Below are 16,716 nucleotides of genomic sequence, written 5' to 3' on the forward strand. Positions count from 1 at the left end.
AAATAATTGACCACCTATATTTACCATGTCTTTTTACGAAATGTAAATAATTGACCTTGCAAAAGAAAGGGATGTCCAATACCACCGAAGGCTCCGAAAGTTAGGAGGACTGGATTCGAGGGAAAGATGATGGCGTGACCCAAGGAGATCTTATCCTCTCTGTGTAGACGCGGTAAACCCTGAACAAGTCCGTGACGGACAAGACAGGCTTACGGACGTTGAGGAGTCATACGAAGGGATAGTAGCGAGAAAGCTTGCAGAAAAATCCGCAATGGCAAGTGAGCCTTGAAGGATGCGATCGACACGGGGGCTTTCACGGTTTCGATGCAGCCGCAGGAAGCAGATTTTCTATGTGGGGGTTCGAGTCCATTCACCAGTACCACAAAACAATAAATAAACTCTTTAGGTACTTCTACCGTAGAATCGACAAACAATGAATAAAAAACAAATGCACGAAGTACAAGACACGTTATGACAATAGCAATTGTGTAAAGGAAAAAATAACTTTCCTCATACCAACAATTATGTGATGGGTGCATTTCTTCTGTAATATGACAATAGGCGACATATATCAATGGTTATACTAGACATGAATAGGGATTTGATTTTAAATAAAAAGGGGTAGAGACATGATGAAACATTTACAAGGAAAAGTGGCAGTTGTGGCAGGCTCAACTCGTGGAGCTGAGCTACTACGCCGCACCTTTAAGGACCGCGAGAAAACAGGGATTGATCGTTGAAATTACGGATGGTGTTAATTACAGGTATCGAGGAAATTTGTACTACAGTTTGGCTAATTCATTCATCGCTCGCAGTCAATGTCGAAGGAACTAGGACGGGCAGTAGTGGCGCTTGCTACCGAGGCCAATTTTTGGCTAATGCTTCACTTTCTTCTTAGCGTTCGGGTGAGCGTGTTCGAGTTAGAATTTTGAAAGAAGTGAGGGATGGAAACTGAGGGCGGATCGACTGATTTCCATTTTGTTGTTCTTGCAGAATCGTGGCCGGATGACATCCCGGGAACTAGCAGAAAAGCTGGAGGTATCTGAAAGAACCATTCATCGTGACATGGAAGCTTTAAGTGCGGCTGGCATTCCTGTCTTTGCAGAGCGGGGATCAAATGGAGGATGGGCATTATTTGAAGGATATCGCACAAATCTGACCGGGATGAAAACGGAAGAGATGCAATCGCTGTTGCTTGCGCATTCTTCGAGACTGTTGGGAGATTTGGGACTGGGCGATTTTTTTGATGATGCCTTTCAGAAGCTTCTGGCAGCGTTTCCTGCAACGATGCGCGGAGATGTGGAAATTGTTCGTCAGCGCATTCATGTAGATGGAGCAGGTTGGCATCAGTCTGATGAGTTGTTACCTGAATTGCCTATTGTTCAGGAAGCTATTTGGGAAGAAAAAAAGCTATTTATACAATATCGTCGAGATGACGCTATTGTTGATCGGGTTGTCGAACCCTTAGGTTTGGTAGCCAAAAGCAGCATATGGTATCTTATCGCTATTGCGGAAGGAGGAGATATGCGCACCTATCGGATTTCCCGTATGGTGAGTGCCCGGATGTCAACGGAGTCTTTCGAGCGCCCAGATTCTTTTGATTTGGCCTTATACTGGGAGCAATCCACCAAAAAATTCAAAGCGAGTCTGCCTCAATATCCTTCCCGAGTGCGATTCAGCGATAAAGTGTTATCTCGCATTTCTCAGCAGCGTTATATGAAGATTCTACACACCGAGTCTGTGGACAGCCATTGGTTGGATGCCGACGTTGAATTCCATACGCTCGATTCAGCATGTGAAATATTGCTTGGTTATGGTCCGTTAGTGGAAGTGTTGGCACCGGCTGAGTTGCGCGAAAAAGTATTATCCCAAGCAAAAGCGATTCTCTTGATGTATAGCTAAGGCTGAAAATCCTTTATACATAAAGCCCCCTCGTTTTCACCAATATGACAATAGATGTCTATAACGGTCGTTACACTATATCTATATTTGGTATAAACGACTGGAGGGAATGCATTTGTACCTTTTTCTGTGAATCAAAACAATAATTCAGATCAAAATCACTATAATATATGGTGTATGAAGGAAGGAGAAATGAGTAATTATTTAAAGAGAACAACAAGTAGTAATGGTAACAAATCATACCATTTCTTTAGAACAATTCAAACAAAACTCGATTACTTGGAAGTACTATTTGATTCATATGACGACACATATTTTACTTATAAACGAAATCCCCAAATTAAAATTGAACTAAATAAAGCATTCTATGAATATAAAGGCTTGCCTGAGGAAAAACCATCGGGGTGTGAATATGCTGGATGCATTCACTAAAAAGAGAATTGAAAAAATAATGTTGAGAATAAACGATAGAGGATGTACACAAAAAAGATAAATGAAAGGAATACACAAACATTGAGTTTATTTGTATTTTTAGCAACTCTAAACCATCTACAGAAATGAATCCTACTCGTTACATTAAAATGACAGCAAAAGATATTAAACACATGGAGAATCCACCTAAGGGGCCTGTTCCATAATTACTTAATGGAAGACGTGCCTAATGGAAGTCAAATCGAGCTTTGGTCATTATGGATTGGAGATGATGAACAGAAAATCGATCGTAAGAAATTAAAACTCAAGGAACTAACCGTCATGGATATTGAAATGATAAAGAATCCAAGCTGGTGTATGATGATGGAGTGAATGTGAAATGTGCTCTGATAAATAAATATCAGGGTCATTTTTATATGTAGTATACACAATATTCTAAAACCATACTATGTACGGAATTCGGAGATGAAATGATGAAACCGATTGGTCAGGGCAGAACAGCCGATATTTTTGAATATCAAAAAGACAAAATTATGAAGCTCTATCATCAGGGGTTTCCAGAAGATGCTGTTAATCAGGAGTTTCTTATCAGCAAGTTTATCTATTCTCTGGGCATTCATACACCACAAGCCTATGAATTAACCGATGTTGACAGCAGGCAAGGCATTGTGTTCCAACGCATAGCAGGGTCTTCTTTATTGAATATAATAACGAAGAAGCCTTGGCAAATTAAAAAACATGCTAGAACTTTAGCAAGTTTGCATGCTAACATACATACTCATCATGCTGCAGGGAATTTGAGAAATCAGAAGCAAGTATTGAGCGGCAGCATCCAAGCTACGCCACTCTTAACCAAGGAAGAGAAGAAAAAAACGATTCATTATTTAGAGCAACTGCCTCCCGGTGATATGCTATGTCATGGTGATTTTCACCCTGATAATGTTATGGTCGGCGAGGAGCACTGGATTATCGACTGGATGACTGGCATGTCCGGTAATCCTGCCGGCGACGTTGCTAGAACATTCCTATTGCTCAATCATGGAACGATGCCCGATGGTACTCCAAAGTTATTGAAGGCGATTATTAACTTTTTAAGAAACAATTTGAAGCATGAATATATGAAGCATTACTTAAGTGCATCGGGGCTGGCTTACTCGGAGATTGACAGATGGATATTGCCTGTTGCCGCTGCCAGATTGGTCGAGTGGATACCTAAGGAAGAAAAAGATACGTTAATCATGTTGGTTAAAGATCGATTGAGGGCTTTATCATAGAAGGGAAGGGCAGGGGCCTTACGGCTTCCTTCGCCTATCCATTGATTTAATTGGGGGTAATGGTAAGGATGGGCCTGTACGTTAAAGAATCGGGAAATAAGAATGCTCCAATCCTTGTATTTTTACATGGCGGGGGAGTAAGCGGTTGGATGTGGGAGAAGCAGGTACAATATTTTAAAGAGGACTACTATATCTTGATTCCTGATCTCCCTGGTCACGGTAACAGCGGAAACGAGGAATTTGTATCTATCAATAAAACGGCTGAGGATATAATCAACATCATACAAGAAAGGAAAAATGGTCAAAAGGTTACGATTATAGGCTTTTCTCTAGGGGCTCAAATCGCTTTAGAAATCTTAAGTGTAAAGGAAGATATTATTGATCAAGCGATTATTATGAGCGGGCTTGTACGGCCCTTGAAATATTTCCAAGCTATCTTGAAACCTTTGATCCGGATTTCGATGCCGTTAACCAAGAGCAAATCCTTTGCAAAGCTTCAAGCAAAAGTATTATATGTCGGCGGGGAGCAATTTGATTTATATTTTCAAGATACTATTCAAATGAGCGTAGAGGATCTGCTTAGGGTCTTAGAAGAGAATATGTCTTATCGCATACCAGACGGATTTAAACGTAGTAAAGCAAATATTTTGGTGTTAGTGGGGGAAAAAGAGAAAAAAACAATGGGAAAATCAGCCGTCGTTATCACCAGAAGCAATCGAAATTGCCAAGGATATATGATTCCGAGGATTGGACACGGAATTTCTCTAGCTAACCCCGATTTCTTCAATAAATTAGTAGAAGCATGGATGAATGAAAAAGAATTGCCGAAGGGAATGCGATCTATCGATTAGATATGACACGAGTTGGATTAATAAGACATGGAGAGACGGATTAGAATATGGAGAGACGAGCGCAGGGGCAGAGTGACATCCCTCTAAATGACGTTGGCAGATTACAAGCACGTGCATTGGCAAATCGACTGATGAACGAACAATGGGATTTCCTTTTTTCGAGTGACCTTTCACGAGCAAAGGAAACGGCAGATATTGTGGCTGGAACTTTAAGACGTCTACTCAAGCGGAATATGTCTATTAAAGTATTCGGCATGCAAGCGATGAGATTTATTTAATGAGGGGGTTGATTCACATGAATTCAAATGAAATCGTTGACAACTTCTTAAACTTCCTAGATGTACCGAAACGAGAAAATGATATTAGCTTTTTGAATGATCTGATTAAAAGTCATCAATTAAAGGTTAGATGGGAAAACCTGACTAAAATATTGGACTATGAACGCGGTTATGCAACGGGCGATTATATTCCGCCGATTGAAAAATATTATGACCGCATCATGAATCACGGGTATGGCGGCACTTGCTGGACGATATCGATAGGCTGTTATTGGCTGCTGAAGCAGTTGGGATTCGATGTGCATTATTTGTATATGGACCCTGGCCACTTATGTTTGCGCGTAAATTTAGAGCAGCCTTATTATGTCGATCTTGGTTTTGGCGCTCCGTTGTTCCAAGCTTATCCGCTGCATGAGTCATTCGTCGCCAACGACAACAGGGAAACGTTCGAATATACCGTCTCAACAGATAGCATCAAGATTATCCGAAATCCAGGTCCTGCTAAAACCTTAAATACGAACCCTGTCCTTATCGAAGAGATGCTGCCAATCATCAAAAGCTCCAACAATTGGAATTCGTCTTTTGCGCTTAAAGATATAATGATTTTTGGATATGTCGAGAATATTCCTACTTCATTAACCAACTATACATTAAAACAGTACTTTCCTACCCATAAAAGTGAACAAGAACTGAGTGGAGAAGAGTTGGAGTATTGGATAACAAATCGGTTTCATATGAATTATGAATTATATAAGGCAGCAGTTGAAATATTTAAAAGAAGCCGCACAAACACTGATTGATGGGCAATTGCAGTATACAGATAGCCTTGTCCACTAAGGGCTTTTTCGGTTCTTCGTCTCGATGTTGCCGCGTTGTTATCCAAGGAGAGGAATTTAAAACAGCCTTAATCCAGACTCGGATAAAGGCTATTTTAATCCTTCATAATATGCGCGTGCGGCTTTTTATATCTGGTCTAACCTTTTTCATTTATACAGATTTCTTCACATCAAAACTTACACTTCACAATAAGCAGCTTAACACTTACAGAAGCGGGGAAACCTCGTTCAAGTTGAAAATAATGGCATTTATGGCTGTTATAACATTGTCAAGAATGTGGCGATCTCCGCGTACGTACAGGTATTGCCGTTCACTCTCCCCACAATTCCGTTCAGCGTAAGGTGATATGCAGGATCGTCCGCAGTTACGGTTAGGCACTTGGCTTTCCCGCTGTTGCATCGGTTAGAAGCGGAGCAAAATATTATACGGACGCTGCGGTTATCCAAAGTGGCTTGGTGTACATGTCTCTAGTAATCTTGCTCGCCGGACGATTCAACAACATCACCTTTAGATCACATCGCCTAGCGCATGAGGCAAGCGGGAATCGTGGTTACTGATCGAAGGGGAGAGTGATCGGCAAGGCCGAATGGCGAGAGGATCATAGAAAGTATCAGACTTTTGATTATACAGGGATACCTGAAAATAGAGTGACTGAAAACGAATAAAAATTGGGGGAATTCAATGGACAATATATTAGTTGTTGGTGGTACAGGGATGCTCTCAAAAGCAACTCAATGGTTAAACGCTAGAGGAAGCAGATTAACTATAATTGCACGAAATGAAGAGAAACTAGGAAAAGTATCCGAATGTTGTGAATACCCAGAAAACAATACTATTATCTCTTTGGATTATCAGGACAGTGATAAACTTCAAAATAGTATACAGGAAGAACAAAAGAATATGGAAATTACAATATGATTGTAGCATGGATTCATTCTACGGCCCCTAATGCGCTTAGAATCATAATCGACGAGATTGCTAATGCACAAAAACCATATAAATTGTTCCATATATTGGGGAGTAACAGTGATGTAAAAGAGATTCAGAAGAGATTATGTGTTCCGGCAGAATGTTCTTATCGCCAAATTCAATTGGGCAAAACATTATATTTTCGAAGGATGAGAACAGTGAAAGATGAACTTACATTAGTAGTATTAAATCGATGGAGCATCCATTGGTTTTTTGCCGTCTCTAAGAACGGATGGTGCAATAAAATACTGGCAAGAAATTATTCAACCTGGAGTAAATGTCTGGATAGCTATAAAGAATGATAAATTTGCAGGGACCGTATAATTACATGCAGCATTGAAGCAGAATGCATTCCATGCATTCCATAGAGCTGAAGGGAAGAAGTTTTCGATATTACGAGGAAATACCGAACCCAGACCGATGGCATAAGTTGAATCGATCTGGGTACATTGTCATTATGTAAGGTCATTATTCAGTCTATGTAAGTAGTGCATTTCGATAGCAAATGATCAGGCAATTGTGAGGAGAGCGTCTGCATAGCTTTTGCCCAAGATCACACATTTCATCCAAGTTCTTAAACACGGGCTAATCGTTCTTATATCGGAGGGCGCGAACGCGGAGAGCGGAATGTCAGTTTGCAGAACTCGAACGAATCTCGCATTATGAACGTTTTTTCAAACGGTAAATGTGGTTGTCGATAATATTTTTATTTTATATGATTCCTATGTCGCGGCATTTCTTAACGGCTTCCGCCCGGGATTTCACATTTAGTTTTTTATAAATTTTAGATAAATTAGTTTCAATGGATCTTATGCTCAAATGTAATTCGGTTGCAATTTCCGCATTCGTAAACCCATTGGACACCAAGTCTAATATCCGTTTATCTCGATCAGAATAATGTTCGTTTCCCACGATTGGGTTGGGCGGCTTTCTAGAGCGGTATTCATTGATCAACCAAAGAGGGATGATAGTTTCCCCATTCATAATACAATGAAACAAGCGCTTTATTTGCTCGGGCCGAGAACTTTTTACGATTACCCCGCTAACGCCGGCAACCAGCAAGTCATGATATAGATAAATGTCCTCCTCGTCGATGCAGGTTACAATATGCAAATTAGAATAAGTTTTTTTGATAGTATGTATCATACGAAAGTCTTCAAAATAAGGTACGCTTAACCCCGTAATGACAAATTGAGGATGATGGATAGATATCAAATCGGTCGCTTGCTCGATGTTTTGTACGATATCCAGCACGGTAACATGTCCTATTTGTTCCAAAACCGCTTTTATCCCCATACCTGCGGCAGGACTTTCACCCACAATGACTACTTTCAGTATGATGTTCATAATCGGCGCACTCCTTTCCAACCACTGAAATTATAAAATAGGCCTGTCTATAATCGAAGACGAGGGAAGGGAGGGGAAGGTTATACAAGTAAATTCGGCTATTCCCAAACTGCAAGCAGAGCCACTTTATGAAGTGACTCATTTGCAACTCAGAGCATGTATCTGCTTGGCCTCCTGGATTACCCGCTTACCATACCCGAGTTCACTTTATATACTTCATGGCATAACGTTTCAACATCTGCTCTGTGATGGGAAGTGATTAAAATCGTCGCGCCTCTTTCGTTTTCTTTCTTTACGATGTCATATACATTTTGTACGGAATCCTCGTCCAAACCGTTCATTGGCTCGTCCAATAAAATTAGATCGGGTTCTTCCATAATCGCTTGCGCGATGGCCAACTTTTGCTTCATGCCAAGTGAATATGCTTTTACTCGGCGCTTGTCTTGCGGATCAAGCCCTACACGCTGGATAGCCGATTTAATTTGCTCATCGTTAATTTTCTTTTGAATATCGGCCAGAAATTTTAAATTATCGAATCCGGAATATTGTTCCAACAAGCCGGGTTTTTCCAAAACTACGCTCGTATTTTTCGGGAATGAACTATCTTTATGCAGCCTTTCCCCGAAGACGGATATTTCCCCCGATGAAGGCTTTACAAGTCCTGCGATAATCCGGAACAGCATGGACTTGCCTGAGCCGTTGTGCCCCACAAATCCGACGACCTTCCCTTGATCGATAGAAAGAGTTACATTGCTTAGAACTTCTCTGCCCTTTATTTTTTTGGTTATTTGATGGAGACGAACTTCAGAAGTCAATCCATTATCCCTCCCTAGAAATAATCCATTTTTTTTGCCTTGCGGAGAATCAGCATCCCGAGAACAGCAATCGCCATGCATTCCGCGATAAGCGTCATGATCGGAAAACGGTGGATATTGTCGAACATGCCGTAATAAAGGGGGATAAAAGGTTGCGCCACTCGTACACCCGCATAAAATAAAATCATGACGACGATGTTCGCTGCTTCCACGAGCGAATACACTTTAATCGTTAACCATAACAACGCATGCCAATATAAAGTTAACGTGACATACAAGAAGATGATCAACCAAGCGGGATCCCATATCATCCTCGCATGCAGCAGAAGACAAGATATCCATGTAACGAGAAGTGAACAGCACACATAAAAGCAAGTAAACAGAAAGCCCGTCACGAATTTGATCAGCCAAAACCAATTTGTGTTTTTATAACGCAGCAACTGGTTTATTTCAAACCTATCGATACGTGATTTCCAGACGATCTGCAAAAGGAGCAGATAACCTACGCATAAAATAATCCAATAAATCCAATTCATATAAAGATGATAGGCCGAACCAAATAATGAGCGCAGCACTTCACTGGAGGAGGCGCCTGAATGAATGATGCCATTTCTCGCATAAATCATGATGTTCAAAATAGAGACGACAAGGGTTGAAAATATGATTTTAATGAAATCCTTTCGTAAAAGGCGGTACTCTAACAGGAGGAGCTTCAATCGTTTTCATCCTTACTATAGGAAATCTTTGTATTTAAGTTGCACCCGAGCAATTCCAATCAACATAAACATCAGAAGCAGCAAAGCACTAATCAATTGAAACGGGAAGTGCTGATACCCCAAAGTAAACATAATCGGAATCACAGACAGGGTGAACCGATCGATAACGGTTAAAGCAATGACCAGGATTGCCGCTATAAAGCTATGATTTGTCAATCCTTTCAACAGCACATACAATATCCCGATTGATGACATAACGAGATAAAACAGGATGATAAACAAGATTACAGCAGGTTGCTCCGTTCGTTCCGGGTGATACAGAAAAATAGCGGAATATCCAGGGAAATTCGGATAGATCAAAAATTTGATTATCGTATGGATAAGAAGTCCGAATCCAAAAACGATGAGCGTAAAAAAACCGGCAGTTGCCATTACGAGCACGGTGTCATAAACGGCGATGCGCTCTCTTCGTTCATATCTCCTTACCAAAATCCAATCGTTCAAGTTCGTTAACGATCCAATGAGCAGAATGAACAAGGGACAGTAAAAAAACTCGAAACGAAACGAAAGTATAAATTCGTATAAGGATGACCAGGTTCCAAACGAGCTGGAACTCAGCGGCAGTACGCTCATCACCAAAAAAAAGGGAACGACACTGAGTAAGATGATCATTGTGCTTCGCTTGTACCTCACATCTTGAAGAATACATCGAGTTAAGTTACGAATGGACATCACCATGCTTCCTCACTCCCGCGATATACAGTAAGACCGTAACGAACAGCAACACAATGAAGTCAATGATGAAAGGAAGATAGCTTAAACCAATGACAGGCTGTCTCGGATCCAGGAAATTAAACGGGTCCCAAGCCAACAAACCAAGAAGGGAAAATGTAATCCAGCAACCCAGATAGAGACAGATGGGCATGAACAAAATAAGATAGCGATTGTTAATGAATAATGACGCGGAAAGACCAAAGCACGTATACACACCTGCATACAACCCGCCAATGATGTAGTAGACGATGATATATAAATAAGGAGAAGTTCCGATATATTCTGAAAATAATATTCTAAATTGAGATGATAGAACGTTGTCTGGAAGTACAACGGTTCCATTCATTAATTTATTGTAAACCTGGGAGTAACCCGAAAAATCCCACTGCCCGGTCATTACGTTCATCAAAAGTATCCCTATCATTAAGGGGAAAATAAAAAACAAAAAGGATGCGATAAAAACAAATAAAAATTTCTTGGAAAAATACGAAAAACGGCTCATCCGAATGATCTCATAATGAAGATTGCCGCTCATCTTCTCATTGTAAATCGTATCCACGATCGGCAGAGCAATAAGCAGGGGAAAGATAAAATAATAGAGCGATGAGAAAAAAACATTAGATAGGCCAACCCAATATTGATGGGGCGAAACGAAAGCCAAAGCATCCGGATAATTAGCATACAATTTTTGCGCCAAAGCCCGTTCTTCTTGAAATTCGCCTGCTCCCGACCAGACGGCTGCAATAACTATGAGCAATAACGAACCCATGCTAATGTAGGTGATTTTGTTCTTCACTAACTTCTTGAATTCAATGATCACGCTTAAGCACCTCGTCATTAAAGCGTTTGACTCTCAAGGAAATGAGAGCCAAACGCAATTTAATTACCCAATTTTTAGTTATGAATCCGCTCTAAATTTTCCTCTTATTTCCACGCGAACAATAGTCCAATTGTTCGTTTGTCCTTTTAATGTTACTGACTGGCCGACCGCGCTTGAATCGACTGTAAATGTTGCTTTTTCGCCTTCATCAATCCCCACATATGTGCTGGACACCTTATTACTGCCCTTATAAATCGCTAGGTTGGCTTTATAGTTGCTTCCGATATAGTCTACTTTTGCTTCAGCCTTACTACTGTTTTCTTTTTTATCTGATTTTAATGCTACCCAACCTTGGTATTTAGGCAAGTCATCATTAAAATTTATCCAACTTGTCCCCGCAAATACAGGCAAAGCGCCTAATGACACCGTCGCTAACAATCCGAGCGAAATAATTCCTCTTTTTACTGTTTTATTCATATCCAACACCTCTTTAATCAAGTTATTGGTGCAAAAAAGGAATATCTACCTTTTTAGCAGATTCCATAAAAGAATCTATAAATGATACGGTTAACCTGAGCGTTGCAGCGGGCCCGTAAAAACATGTTTTTTGAGAGAAACCTCTTTTTGCAACAATGTCGACATAATATTCCAATTATAGCGCTACAATCACATTATACTACATATTTCCATTTGCGTGTCCACAAACCTCAATGTGGTTTTCCACAAAGTTTTCATTGAGGGCAATAAGTCGAAACCGTATTTGCGGTATTTCATAAAAAAGTACTTGCGAAACTCGTGTTCATAATGAATCTGAGCGCAGTCTTAGAATCCGGAGATGAAACAGAATGAAGACTCAGGGAGGATACCCGATATTTTTGAAAAAATAACGTTATGAAGCTATAACATGAGGGGTTTTCAGAAGATGCCGTTAATTAGGAGTTTCTTATCAGCCAGTTTATTTATTTTCTAGGCATTTATAACGATTAACCTATGTATTGGTCGAAGTCGACAGCAGGCAAGGCATTGTGTTCCAACGTATAGTAGGGGCTTCTCTACTGAAACCCCAAAAATATACTTGCCTGCACTGTTGGCGCTTTTCTTGCTTCTGCCAACGGCAGTACCTGGAGTGTACAAAGTATTACAATTTTTGCAGGAAATCACGATCTCAATATAGAAGCATTTACCTATCGTAAGAATAGGTAGGTGAGAAAATGAAAGCACTATTAGTAATTGATGTACAAAACGGAATAGTTAATCTTGGTGATTTCCAAGAAGAACTTTCATTGATTGAATATGTCATTAAAGATTTCAAAGAAAGTAATAGTCCTGTAATCTTTATGAGGCATTTGGACGATATGGAAGAAAGCCCACTGTATAAAGAGTCTGTTGGTTCTGAACTACATTGTTCCCTTAACGATTACGCAGACTATGTACTTGAGAAGCAAACGCCAAGCTCTTTCTACAAGACTGAACTATCCAAAACGTTAGAAAGATTAAGTGTAAAGCACCTTTTTATAACAGGTTTTAACACTGAATTTTGTTGCATGTTTACGGCTATTTTGGGATTCGATAGATCAAATGATATTGATTATTATTATCAATATTGCTACAATAAAATTGTTAACTAGTAAACAATATTTATAAGATGATGGCTTTCGTGAAGTGGACAAGGCCATTGGTGGGGAATATATGAGGATAGGAGCAGAGACAAGGAATGGGGTATCCTGAACCGAACAAGCAGTTCATTTTTGGACTGTATTGGAAATTTGCACACTTAAGAGAGCAGTATGAAAGCAGAGAAATCACGGTGTTTCTTGAAAAGGCCTTAGCGTCCGGTGTAACTGACTGTCCGAAAAACATCACCAGCATTCATGTCATTGATTGCATCGGCAAGAACGAGCCGGTAAACAATACGGCCATTGCCGAAAAAATGGAGCTATCCAAAGCGAGCATTACAAAAATCAGCACCAAGCTATATGAAGACGGGTTTGTGAAACGAACGCGCTTGAACGACAACAAGAAAGAAATCTATTTCCGTTTGACTTCCAAAGGAAAGAAGCTATATGAGCTGCATGACAAGCTGCACAAATTAGAAGAAGAGCGTTTTTATCGGTTTCTGGACAAATATTCATCCACAGAGCTGGACTTCGTCAGACAATTTATGCAAGATGCCGTGGGCGAGATGGAACAAAAACTAACCACATAGGAAAGGAATGAAGCAAATATGGCGAGAATGAGTATAACGGAAATTATAAGAGACACAAGACCCGTTCTTCGCTTTAGTGATCAAGCTGTTTCTCGTGAGGCGATTATCGACCTCTTAAACGATGCGGTTTGGGCGCCGACCCCGAACCGCGGTTCTAGCGAGCCCTGGCGATTTATCCTGGTTAGTGATGAAGCAAAAAAGAAACTGGTCGAGATCATGGTGGAAGTTGGAGAAGAATTAAAGCGTTTCAATGTGGAAAATGCGAGAGTGAAAGAACAGTTTATCCAAATGGCGATCAACACCTCAACCTATCTAATCGTTGTCATGAAGGAAAACCCGAAGCAAGAGAAGTGGGAAGACGACTTTGCGACTATATGCTGCATGATCCAAAATTTCCATCTTCTCGGATGGGAGAAGGGGATCGGAATGACGTGGCTAACGGATGATGAATTGTACGAGTCCCCGCAATTTCGTGAACATGCAGGCATCCGAACAGGAGAGAAGGCTGTTAGCATGTTAAACATTGGTTATTACGAGGAAATCCCTAGATCAAAAGCACGCATGCCAGTCGAAAATAGACTTACTATTTTATAATTCCCCAAAATAGATGGGCAGCCAAAATACGTTTGTATTAGGCTGCTTTTGTTTTATTGCGCCATCATAATTGGGATAGGGAACTTCGATCTCGTTCAGAGCGCTTGTTCCCTTAAGATTTGTTTCATCACTTTGCCTAAACTATTTTTCGGCAGAGCATCAGTGAACCTAATTTGCGGGACCTTATAGCTGGCAAACCTTTGCTTGCAGTATTGATGCGCCTCGTCTTCGGAAAGCATACTCCCCGCTTCTTTCACAATATAGGCGCGCGGAATTTCGCCTAAGATCTCATCTGGAACAGCTACTACGGCTGTTTCCAGTACGTGCGGAATTTGCATAATAACGTCTTCCAGTTGATCGGGATATATATTTCTTCCACCAGATATAATGACATCTTTGTATCGTCCCAACACATATAAGAAACCATCCTCATCTAATTTGCCGCTATCGCCGGTGTGGAGCCATCCTTCTCTTAGCACCTTGTTCGTTGCTTCAAGATTATTCCAATAGCCTTTAAAGACGTAGGGGCTTTTTACAACAATTTCGCCGATCTCTCCTACAGGAAGCTCTTCTCCTTTTTCAGGATGGACGATTTTACATTCCACATTTGGCATTGGCATTCCAACCGATTCGGCTTTTTCGATGCCCATTTCAGGAGAATAATAGCTAATTCCAAGTCCTTCTGTGCAACCATATCCGGCTGACATAGTAATTCCCAGCTCGTGATACTGCATGATTAACATCGAAGGTACTTTTGTGCCGCCTACGCTTGCTATTTTAAGTGATGCCGTTTTTCTTCGGCTGTTTTTAAACTCTTGCAACATATAGGTATACATATAGGGAAAAGCAAACATCCTCGTAATTTTTTCTTTCTCAATCATATCCCAAATTTTTGCTGGATCTGATTCAGTTAAAAAGACTATTGTAGTTCCAGAGATGATACTGTATATCATGTTAAAAACAGAACTTAAATGATAGAGATGATGTACGGCAAGGAACCGTTCATTACTATTAGAAGTGGGATAAGAAAAAACTTCTTTAAAGGATTCTGAAAAAACACGATGGATGAGCTCGCAGGCTTTTGGATTTCCAGTGGTTCCAGAAGTAAACATGAAAAATGCCGTATCGCTCTCGCTGACGGATACAGGAGGTTCCGTGACCGGATAGCGCCCCATAAAGATTTCATCAAAAGCAGTTGAAGTCTCCATTCCCTCTCCAACCAGTATGAAAAAGGGGAGCAGCTGCTTATCGGGAAGGACAGCTTCAAATTCTTTATCATAGAAGAGAACTTTGGGCTGGCAGTTTTTTGTTATTCCTTTTAATTCATGAGAAGTATATTGATGATTTAACGGAACAACAATCGCTCCTATTTGTAATGCTGCCATCATGATAGTTGGATAAGGATGATTGTTTTTGCACAAAATCGCAACCCGATCTCCTTTTTCTAAGCCCAATTCCAGTAAATAGTGTGACAATTGATTTACTCTTTCTAAATAGGTGCGAAACGAATAGCGAATATGGCCCCCGACCAGAGCTTCTGTATCAGGGGTTTGCTCAGCGCGAATTTTGAGTATATCGTGCAATGCATACATATGAACAACCTCATTTCCCATTATGTTCCCATCATATTCAAAAAATGGTGTATATTATACTTATCCATCATCTTTTCATAATATTCGGGATTAAATCGCTTAGCGGCACAAACGATTCTACAGAAAGGGCGTTCTTTTTTACTATCCCACATGGTATTTTATTGAATGATTGACAGACAAGCTATTAAAGTGTTTGCATTTAGAAGATTTACGATATAAAATAAAATTAAAATTTTATAACAAACGATTCATTTTGAAATAAAATTTCTGATGAGTAGGGAAGAGATATGTCAATTCATGATAATATTTTGATTAAAATTCGAGACATGAAGGATAGCTTGACACCTGTAGAGAAACTAGTAGCAGAGTATGTGCTGGCGAATTTGGAGGAGATTCCTCATCTTTCGATTAAGAGCCTTGCTCAGCTGACGAAGACCAGTGACGCATCTGTTCTTCGTTTCTGTAAAACCTTGGGCTATACCGGGTACCGCAGCTTTATTGTAAGTATTTCCGCTTCACTCGGATCGATGGATGACGAGCAGAAGGATCAGTACACCGATATACAGCCCGGCGATGATCTGTCCGTGATCATCTCGAATATTTCTCGCAACAACAGTAAATCCATTGAAGACACTCTCAGTGTCATCGATAAGAATGAGATCGCCCGTGCTGTACAAGTGCTGCGTCAGAGCAAACGTATTGCATTTTTCGGGATCGGCGCTTCCGGTCTGGTAGGGATCGATGCGGAACAGAAGTTTTCCCGGATTAACAAGTTGTGCCACACTTATACGGACGGACACAGCCAGCTCACTGCTGCTACGCTTCTGGAAAAGAATGATGTAGCGATCTTTATTTCCAATTCCGGAAATACGATGGAAATTCTCGATTCGCTGGAAATAGCCAAAAAAAATGGCGCATGCATTATTGCCATTACCAAATATAATAAGAGCGAGTTGGCGGATAAGGCGAATATCGTGCTGAGCATTTCCACGCCGGAGGTAACCATCCGCAGCGGTGCCATGGGATCGAGAATTGCTATGCTGACCGTTATCGACATTCTTTTTGCAGGGGTAGCCAGTGCAGAATACAAAAATGTGAAGAAGTATTTGACGAAAACGCACAACATTTTAGTTAGCAAACATCGTAAATGAATGATGCAGACATCGGTTTTTCGTATTAGCTCCGGTGTCTTTTTTTTGTCGAAAAACAAAATAAAAAAACGATAATATATTTTATAATAAAATTTTATTTCAAAAACTGTTGACCGTGATGATATTTCTCGTTAATATGTGTTTATAAGAAATTTTAA

17 protein-coding genes and 1 pseudogene are annotated in these 16,716 nt (G+C 40.4%); 11 read left to right on the top strand and 7 right to left on the bottom strand.

All coding sequences use genetic code 11. The annotated features are described in order from the left end of the window. Positions 1 to 687: 687 nt before the first annotated feature. The 7 genes and pseudogenes from A372_RS38450 to A372_RS35325 form a co-directional block, all read left to right on the top strand. A pseudogene (locus A372_RS38450) lies at positions 688 to 795 on the top strand (SDR family NAD(P)-dependent oxidoreductase); the annotation flags it as partial. A gap of 156 nt (positions 796 to 951) precedes the next feature. Then, positions 952 to 1,902 (top strand): helix-turn-helix transcriptional regulator, encoded by a 951-nt coding sequence (locus A372_RS0105740; RefSeq protein WP_026010917.1) that lies wholly within the window; start codon positions 952 to 954, stop codon positions 1,900 to 1,902. Positions 1,903 to 2,804: 902 nt separating this feature from the next. Further along, entirely contained in the window at positions 2,805 to 3,608 is an 804-nt protein-coding gene (locus A372_RS0105750) for an aminoglycoside phosphotransferase family protein (protein ID WP_157259453.1), read from the top strand. A gap of 68 nt (positions 3,609 to 3,676) precedes the next feature. Next, a complete protein-coding gene (locus A372_RS0105755) occupies positions 3,677 to 4,459 on the top strand; it encodes an alpha/beta fold hydrolase (RefSeq protein ID WP_019419876.1) in 783 nt (260 codons plus the stop codon). Positions 4,460 to 4,506: 47 nt separating this feature from the next. After that, complete coding sequence (locus tag A372_RS38455; RefSeq protein ID WP_019419877.1) at positions 4,507 to 4,737, top strand: histidine phosphatase family protein; 231 nt, start codon at positions 4,507 to 4,509, stop codon at positions 4,735 to 4,737. 17 nt (positions 4,738 to 4,754) lie between these two features. Continuing rightward, positions 4,755 to 5,537 (top strand): arylamine N-acetyltransferase, encoded by a 783-nt coding sequence (locus A372_RS0105765; RefSeq protein WP_019419878.1) that lies wholly within the window; start codon positions 4,755 to 4,757, stop codon positions 5,535 to 5,537. Positions 5,538 to 6,255: 718 nt separating this feature from the next. Further along, positions 6,256 to 6,492, top strand: coding sequence for a hypothetical protein (locus A372_RS35325; RefSeq protein WP_051004466.1), 237 nt, complete (start codon positions 6,256 to 6,258; stop codon positions 6,490 to 6,492). A gap of 762 nt (positions 6,493 to 7,254) precedes the next feature. On the opposite strand, the gene A372_RS0105775 is transcribed toward A372_RS35325, so the two are convergent. The 6 genes from A372_RS0105775 to A372_RS0105800 form a co-directional block, all read right to left on the bottom strand. Further along, positions 7,255 to 7,890: a response regulator transcription factor gene (locus tag A372_RS0105775; RefSeq protein WP_019419879.1), complete on the bottom strand. Its 636-nt coding sequence runs from the start codon at positions 7,888 to 7,890 to the stop codon at positions 7,255 to 7,257. A gap of 179 nt (positions 7,891 to 8,069) precedes the next feature. After that, entirely contained in the window at positions 8,070 to 8,705 is a 636-nt protein-coding gene (locus tag A372_RS0105780) for an ABC transporter ATP-binding protein (protein ID WP_019419880.1), read from the bottom strand. A gap of 14 nt (positions 8,706 to 8,719) precedes the next feature. Then, complete coding sequence (locus A372_RS0105785; protein WP_019419881.1) at positions 8,720 to 9,421, bottom strand: hypothetical protein; 702 nt, start codon at positions 9,419 to 9,421, stop codon at positions 8,720 to 8,722. A 15-nt stretch (positions 9,422 to 9,436) separates the two neighbouring features. Beyond that, positions 9,437 to 9,925 (bottom strand): hypothetical protein, encoded by a 489-nt coding sequence (locus A372_RS0105790; RefSeq protein ID WP_157259454.1) that lies wholly within the window; start codon positions 9,923 to 9,925, stop codon positions 9,437 to 9,439. Positions 9,926 to 10,139: 214 nt separating this feature from the next. After that, positions 10,140 to 11,015, bottom strand: coding sequence for a hypothetical protein (locus A372_RS0105795; protein ID WP_019419883.1), 876 nt, complete (start codon positions 11,013 to 11,015; stop codon positions 10,140 to 10,142). Between the two features lie 78 nt (positions 11,016 to 11,093). Further along, on the bottom strand, positions 11,094 to 11,492 hold the full coding sequence (locus tag A372_RS0105800; protein WP_019419884.1) for a hypothetical protein: 399 nt from the start codon (positions 11,490 to 11,492) through the stop codon (positions 11,094 to 11,096). A gap of 734 nt (positions 11,493 to 12,226) precedes the next feature. Here A372_RS0105800 and A372_RS33355 point away from each other — a divergent pair. From A372_RS33355 to A372_RS0105815, 3 genes are all read left to right on the top strand, one after another. Then, entirely contained in the window at positions 12,227 to 12,643 is a 417-nt protein-coding gene (locus tag A372_RS33355) for an isochorismatase family protein (protein WP_019419885.1), read from the top strand. A gap of 86 nt (positions 12,644 to 12,729) precedes the next feature. Next, positions 12,730 to 13,221 carry a MarR family transcriptional regulator gene (locus A372_RS0105810; protein WP_019419886.1) on the top strand — a complete coding sequence of 164 codons (492 nt, stop codon included), beginning with the start codon at positions 12,730 to 12,732 and terminating at the stop codon, positions 13,219 to 13,221. Between the two features lie 18 nt (positions 13,222 to 13,239). Next, the gene (locus tag A372_RS0105815) at positions 13,240 to 13,815 is read left to right on the top strand and encodes a nitroreductase family protein (protein WP_019419887.1); all 576 of its coding nucleotides are present in this window, start codon (positions 13,240 to 13,242) and stop codon (positions 13,813 to 13,815) included. Positions 13,816 to 13,910: 95 nt separating this feature from the next. Here the strand turns inward: A372_RS0105815 and A372_RS0105820 are convergent, their stop codons facing one another. After that, positions 13,911 to 15,407: a class I adenylate-forming enzyme family protein gene (locus A372_RS0105820; RefSeq protein ID WP_019419888.1), complete on the bottom strand. Its 1,497-nt coding sequence runs from the start codon at positions 15,405 to 15,407 to the stop codon at positions 13,911 to 13,913. A 287-nt stretch (positions 15,408 to 15,694) separates the two neighbouring features. On the opposite strand from A372_RS0105820, the gene A372_RS0105825 reads away from it, so the two are divergent. Further along, positions 15,695 to 16,558 carry a MurR/RpiR family transcriptional regulator gene (locus A372_RS0105825; protein ID WP_019419889.1) on the top strand — a complete coding sequence of 288 codons (864 nt, stop codon included), beginning with the start codon at positions 15,695 to 15,697 and terminating at the stop codon, positions 16,556 to 16,558. The last annotated feature ends 158 nt before the right edge of the window (positions 16,559 to 16,716 follow it).

It is taken from the genome of Paenibacillus sp. OSY-SE (genome assembly GCF_000283315.1).
In the GTDB taxonomy this organism is placed as follows: domain Bacteria; phylum Bacillota; class Bacilli; order Paenibacillales; family Paenibacillaceae; genus Paenibacillus_B; species Paenibacillus_B profundus.

What these genes read in the sequence shown, in the direction of transcription:
- A372_RS38455 (WP_019419877.1), top strand. Translation starts at nt 4,507, where the DNA reads ATGGAGAGACGAGCGCAGGGGCAGAGTGACATCCCTCTAAATGACGTT.
- A372_RS0105750 (WP_157259453.1), top strand. Translation starts at nt 2,805, where the DNA reads ATGATGAAACCGATTGGTCAGGGCAGAACAGCCGATATTTTTGAATAT.
- A372_RS0105755 (WP_019419876.1), top strand. Translation starts at nt 3,677, where the DNA reads ATGGGCCTGTACGTTAAAGAATCGGGAAATAAGAATGCTCCAATCCTT.
- A372_RS0105820 (WP_019419888.1), bottom strand. Translation starts at nt 15,407, where the DNA reads ATGTATGCATTGCACGATATACTCAAAATTCGCGCTGAGCAAACCCCT.
- A372_RS0105810 (WP_019419886.1), top strand. Translation starts at nt 12,730, where the DNA reads ATGGGGTATCCTGAACCGAACAAGCAGTTCATTTTTGGACTGTATTGG.
- A372_RS35325 (WP_051004466.1), top strand. Translation starts at nt 6,256, where the DNA reads ATGGACAATATATTAGTTGTTGGTGGTACAGGGATGCTCTCAAAAGCA.
- A372_RS0105775 (WP_019419879.1), bottom strand. Translation starts at nt 7,890, where the DNA reads ATGAACATCATACTGAAAGTAGTCATTGTGGGTGAAAGTCCTGCCGCA.
- A372_RS33355 (WP_019419885.1), top strand. Translation starts at nt 12,227, where the DNA reads ATGAAAGCACTATTAGTAATTGATGTACAAAACGGAATAGTTAATCTT.
- A372_RS0105800 (WP_019419884.1), bottom strand. Translation starts at nt 11,492, where the DNA reads ATGAATAAAACAGTAAAAAGAGGAATTATTTCGCTCGGATTGTTAGCG.
- A372_RS0105765 (WP_019419878.1), top strand. Translation starts at nt 4,755, where the DNA reads ATGAATTCAAATGAAATCGTTGACAACTTCTTAAACTTCCTAGATGTA.
- A372_RS0105825 (WP_019419889.1), top strand. Translation starts at nt 15,695, where the DNA reads ATGTCAATTCATGATAATATTTTGATTAAAATTCGAGACATGAAGGAT.
- A372_RS0105815 (WP_019419887.1), top strand. Translation starts at nt 13,240, where the DNA reads ATGGCGAGAATGAGTATAACGGAAATTATAAGAGACACAAGACCCGTT.